The organism is Psittacicella gerlachiana (genome assembly GCF_003585965.1).
In the GTDB taxonomy this organism is placed as follows: Bacteria; Pseudomonadota; Gammaproteobacteria; order Enterobacterales; family Psittacicellaceae; genus Psittacicella; species Psittacicella gerlachiana.
Genome location: NZ_NRJF01000183.1, coordinates 1 through 4320 on the forward strand (window position 1 = coordinate 1; position 4320 = coordinate 4320).

6 protein-coding genes are annotated in these 4320 nt (G+C 33.1%); all 6 read right to left on the reverse strand.

Features of this window, described 5'->3' with window-relative positions:
• Window positions 1-15: 15 nt before the first annotated feature.
• Window positions 16-1203, reverse strand: a complete 1188-nt coding sequence (locus CKF59_RS06085) for a restriction endonuclease subunit S (RefSeq protein WP_119535060.1) — start codon at window positions 1201-1203, stop codon at window positions 16-18.
• Window positions 1204-1767: 564 nt separating this feature from the next.
• Entirely contained in the window at window positions 1768-1989 is a 222-nt protein-coding gene (locus CKF59_RS06090; protein ID WP_119535061.1) for a PLP-dependent aminotransferase family protein, read from the reverse strand.
• A gap of 219 nt (window positions 1990-2208) precedes the next feature.
• Window positions 2209-2370 carry a hypothetical protein gene (locus CKF59_RS07920; RefSeq protein WP_222985637.1) on the reverse strand — a complete coding sequence of 54 codons (162 nt, stop codon included), beginning with the start codon at window positions 2368-2370 and terminating at the stop codon, window positions 2209-2211.
• Window positions 2371-2706: 336 nt separating this feature from the next.
• Window positions 2707-3114 (reverse strand): hypothetical protein, encoded by a 408-nt coding sequence (locus tag CKF59_RS06095; RefSeq protein ID WP_119535062.1) that lies wholly within the window; start codon window positions 3112-3114, stop codon window positions 2707-2709.
• Window positions 3115-3178: 64 nt separating this feature from the next.
• Window positions 3179-3511, reverse strand: a complete 333-nt coding sequence (locus CKF59_RS06100; RefSeq protein WP_119535063.1) for a hypothetical protein — start codon at window positions 3509-3511, stop codon at window positions 3179-3181.
• Between the two features lie 481 nt (window positions 3512-3992).
• Window positions 3993-4320 (reverse strand): hypothetical protein (locus CKF59_RS07925; RefSeq protein ID WP_222985639.1); only part of this gene is annotated, 328 nt, incomplete at its 5' end.

Genomic DNA, 4320 nt, shown 5'->3' on the forward strand with positions numbered 1-4320 from the left:
AGACCTTAATTAGTTTTATGCTTTTCCAGTAAATGTGGAAGGAGAAAATAGTTCTTGTTGTAATAAACTAAATTTTTGTTGAGCTTGCTCAAAGAGAACTTGATTTAAGCTTTGGAGTTGTTCTAGTTGCTCAAATAGTTGTACTATTTCTTTTTGTTTAGCAAGATCGGGGAAAGCAAGATTGGTTGCTTGTAGATCTTTTAAAGAGATAAATTGAGTAGAGCTATTATTTTGGCGATTGCGTTTTAAGTAGTAGCGCAAAGCATAGAAGAAAAACTTAGGTATAATTTGATGACTAAAGTTCCTTAAGCAATAAACTCGAGGAAAAGCAGTAAAAATTTGTTGTTCATTAAGATAATGGAAATGTTCACTTTTACTGCCGTCACCGGTAATTAAAATCGCTACTCCTGCACTTAGAGCCCGATTACAATAGTTCAGTTCTCGACTGCGGTTATAGTAAGGAAAAGGATGCTCTTGATCTTGAATCGCTTGCACTTTGAGATCTTCAGGCAAACGAGGACTTAAACTAATACTTTGACTTAAAGCTTTTAAAGGTTGCCATGACCAAGTAGGATGATCCTGTTCTTGAAGAGGAAAAATTTCTTCCTCTAACGCTTGCAATTGCTGTTGATATAAAGAAATTAACTCTTGATAATGGAGCAAGGTTTGCATCATCTGCTCACAAATGGAGATAATTTTACTTTGGGTATCAAGATCAGGATAATCGATAGGAATTTGCTCAATTTCTTTACGCTTAAGGTGTTTAATCTGAATCTCATTACTTTGTTGAACTTGAGTTAAGCGTTGCGGTTGAGCATAAAGCAACCAATTAATGTATTCAGCAAGAACTGGACTATTATCTTTGAGGGTAAAGACAAAAATATCTCTCCCTAAATACAGGGGTTCTTGACTTAAATTTAGTAGAATTCTTGTAACAGGTTTAGAGGGATCACTACCTATAGTCGGAAATAGTAACGCTTGATAAGGAGCTAATTTGAGTTCGGGATTAACTTGGGTTAAATAACTCACAGCTTGTTTAAGAACGGGAGAAAAATAATCTCTCCCAATTTGCATATAATGCAGACAAGGATAAGGACTAGGAGTTGGCGTGAGATCTTTTCTTGAAAAACCAGTGGTTACGGAAAAGCTTTCTCCTAATGTTCCTAGAGTAGTACTTTGCCAAGATGAATGAGCTTGAGGCATACCAAATGAGATAAATCAGATTTACGAAAAACCCCTACACAAAGAGTATAGGGGTCACAACAACTTAACTTATGTATTTCTAAGGTATTTAACCTTAATAAGGACAAAGATAGTTTAGTTAGTAATGTTTACTAACCTCTACCTTGAGAGACCGCATAATAATCCCTCAATTCTCAAGCTTAAATGTTTAAGTTTAGTACTTAATGAAGTTTCAGTACCTAATGAGTTCGGTATCGAGTTTGCTATCTAAGCTGGACAGTTGAGAAATTATTTTTAATATTTTCTTGGTCTATAATTATTATAAATGAAGTGAAGTTAAGTTGCAACCTAGTTGTCATAAGATCTTGATAATTAATGGTAAAAAGTTAAAGGAGTTTTCTTGTATTTGAGGTTGAACTCAAATTAGCAAGAAAACTATGAAAAAAGAGAAGGTTCGGCTTGATTTTTATGGGGTTAAGGCTTACGAAAATTAAATTGTAAATGAATATTACATTAAAAAGTGATTTTAAGGTTGAAAGTTGCATTTACTTTAAAGTCAAAGTAACCCTTAAACAATGAGAAAATTTAATTTAAGTTGGCATGACGATCATATAAATAGTAATTTGGCAGAACTTTTATGGTATTTTCGGTTAACTCTAGAAGCGTAGGTACTCCTTGAGCTTGTACTTGCTGAGCTAAGGTTTGTCCTAAGTCAACTCTTTGTTGTAACTTTTGTATATTGGCTTTACTAGTTAGAGTTTCTAAAGTCAAATCTTGGGTAAGAGGTAAAGTCTGAATTAACTCCATAATGATTTGGGGATCGGTTATATCTTGTCCTTTGATATATCTTGCTTCTTGAATTTGGCGTAAGCAAGTTAATTCAAGTTCGGGGTTAAGCTCTTTAACTGCCGTTAAAGCAAGCAGGGCTAAGCTAGAATCAAAACCTTTGCTTTGGGCAAGAATTTGAGTTTTATAAGTTAAAGAAAATTCTTGTCCAGTTAAGTTTTTGATTCTTTGATCTATTTGCTAGTAGGACTCTCCATTTTCGAGTCGGTAGCCTGGACGCATAAAAAGTCCAGTAGGAACTAGTTCAAGTTCGTGGGTAGAGGCTAACTTGGTGATGGCAGGATAAGCACCATAACACCAAGCACAAAGAGGATCGAAGAGGAGGATAAATTTTTTCTTCATAAGAGTCTCCGAATAAACTGATATTTTTAGAGGTATAGGATAAGTAAACCATAAAGTAAGAGTATTTTCTTTAACGTGAATAGGTTCTTACTTTACCCACTTATTGTAAACTGTTTTACTTAATGAATAAATCGTCAATTTTGAAATTATTTGTTGCAAATTTTGTAATAAAATTTGTAAAAGTAGAAAAATGATTAAGAAACCATAAACGTAAAAAATCAAAAGCAATAATCAAAAATGCCTCGAGAAATTGTTCTCGAGGCATAAGTTTTTTAAGTTTAGATTAAATTAATGGACTAGCTTGTAGATATGAAGTAACAAGTTGTCTTAAATTAATTATGATTTTTTCATCATCTCTGCTTTTGTCATGAAGTAGCTGATTTCAGAGATTTGATGATTAATATTTAAAGCTTTTAAGCCAGCATTAATCGTAGTGATACTCATAGTTGTTGGAGTGTTAATTGTAACTCCTCCGACATTATAAGTTGTAGTTGCTTGAGCTTTGTTACCAAATACTACTAGAGTTCTCCCTGCATTGCTGGTTACTTGCGTTACTACTTGTTGACCATCAAGCTCTAAAGTTTTTGTTTGGCTATTTGCTTGAGCTTTAGCTTTTTGTTGAGCACTTAAAGTATAGTAGTCGCTATATGCAGTAGCAGGATCTTTAGTGCTAGCATTAGCATTTAAAGATACTAAAGCAGTTGTTGCTACTAACATAGTGGCTAAGATTGATTTGATTTTCATAACTAGATCTCCGTTTTTTGTTGTTATTTTGTTTTATTGTTGTTAGTTTAATTGTGTTTTTTGATTATTTTTCGCGATCAGCATCATAGTTATACTGAGTTGCTAAATAAGCTGTTTGACTTAATTCGGTATTTAGCTGTACTTGATGTAAAGCTTGATTGATTTCAGCTAAGCTTAGGTAAGCCGGAGCAATAATTTGTACATTCTCTACACGATAACTTGTATAAGGAAGCTTTGTTTGCTCGCCGATTTTTACTTTAATTAAGTTATGCTCGGCTTTGGTATAAATAGGTAATTGTTGACCTTGGACTTCAATGCTTTTTGCGCTTGGGGCTGCAAGTGCTGATGTAGAACTTACTGCTAGTAAAGCTGTAATTAGAATTGTTTTTAATTTCATAACTAGATCTCAATGTTGTTTTATTTATGTTTGTTGTGTTGTTCAAATAGCGTTTGTTTTGTTGTGTTGTCTGTGTTTGGGTGTTGTTGACGCTATTTCTTGGTTCTGAGAATATTATAGTAAAGTTTATTTGCTAAATAAATATCATTTAAGTAATTACACTCTTAAATAAAATTCAGTAATCAGCTTTAAGTTGCTAAAGCTTTAGTAGATGCAATCTCAACCATAAAGTAGATCTCAAAAGCTAATTTCTCATGAACAGGACCATTATATCTTTAAATAAATTCGAGATAAATATGAGTTTTTGCAATAGACTTTTGCAGAAAATGAAATAATCTACTAATTTAAAGTAGAGGTGTTAATCATAAATTAGTCTTCTTAATAAGAAAGAGGTAGTTAAGTTTTAGTTTCAGCTCTAGTTGTTTTTTCTTAACAAAATAAGAAAAACCTTACGGGTCGACGTAAGGTTTTCTCTAAAAAATTATGATTTTTTAAGCATTTGTGCTTGAGTCATGAAGTAGCTTACTTCAGAGATTTGATTATTAATATTTAAAGCTTTTAAGCCAGCATTAATTGTAGTTACACTCATAGTTGCAGGAGCGTTAACTGTAACTCCTCCGACATTATAAGTTGCAGTTGCTTGAGCTTTGTCACCAAATACTACTAGAGTTCTTCCTGCATTGCTGGTTACTTGTGCTACTATTTGTTGACCATCAAGCTCTAAAGTTTTAGTTTGGCTATTTGCTTGAGCTTTAGCTTTTTGTTGAGCACTTAAAGTATAGTAGTCGCTATATGCGGTTGCAGGATCT

Excerpts from the sequence above, each read along its gene's own strand:
- CKF59_RS06085 (WP_119535060.1), bottom strand. The coding sequence starts at position 1,203 with ATGCCTCAAGCTCATTCATCTTGGCAAAGTACTACTCTAGGAACATTA.
- CKF59_RS06090 (WP_119535061.1), bottom strand. The coding sequence starts at position 1,989 with ATGGAGTTAATTCAGACTTTACCTCTTACCCAAGATTTGACTTTAGAA.
- CKF59_RS06100 (WP_119535063.1), bottom strand. The coding sequence starts at position 3,511 with ATGAAATTAAAAACAATTCTAATTACAGCTTTACTAGCAGTAAGTTCT.
- CKF59_RS07920 (WP_222985637.1), bottom strand. The coding sequence starts at position 2,370 with ATGAAGAAAAAATTTATCCTCCTCTTCGATCCTCTTTGTGCTTGGTGT.
- CKF59_RS06095 (WP_119535062.1), bottom strand. The coding sequence starts at position 3,114 with ATGAAAATCAAATCAATCTTAGCCACTATGTTAGTAGCAACAACTGCT.